The sequence below is a fragment of the Sphingomonas sp. CCH9-F2 genome, assembly GCF_001556735.1.
GTDB classification, from domain to species: domain Bacteria; phylum Pseudomonadota; class Alphaproteobacteria; order Sphingomonadales; family Sphingomonadaceae; genus Sphingomonas; species Sphingomonas ginsenosidimutans.
In genome coordinates this window covers 1-399 of sequence record NZ_LSJO01000519.1, presented here as the reverse complement: position 1 = coordinate 399, position 399 = coordinate 1, and the positions used below count along the sequence as shown (strand labels likewise).

At 62.4% G+C, this 399-nt stretch carries 1 protein-coding gene; it reads right to left on the bottom strand.

What is annotated here, in order from left to right; translation table 11 throughout:
- A partial coding sequence (locus AX685_RS14690) for an IS110 family transposase (protein ID WP_231738906.1) occupies positions 1 to 399 on the bottom strand: 399 nt, incomplete at both ends.

Sequence of the window (399 nt, the reverse complement as noted above, 5' to 3'; positions counted from 1 at the left end):
CCTCAAGCCGCTCGATCTCGCTCGCTAGTGCCCTCAACTGAGCGGCAATGCCATGAAGGGCCGAACGTGCGTGTGCGGGAAACCTGTCCTGCTCTTCGTGCAGCGCCTTCAGGGAAGCCACTACGCCGGCGGCGCCCAGACCCGTCACGATCCCGTACTCAGCTAAGTGGCCGCGAAGCGCGTTGATCAGCATGGTGCGCTGCCGGACCATCAGGTCGCGACTTTTGTGGAGCATCAGCACCGCTTGCTGCTCGACCGACTTCACTGCGACAAAACGCATCGTCGGCCGGGTGACCGCTTCGCAAATCGCTTCAGCATCCGCTGCATCGGTTTTCCCGCGCTTCACATACGGCTTAACATAGGCTGGCGGCATGAGGCGCACCTCATGGCCGATCGCCA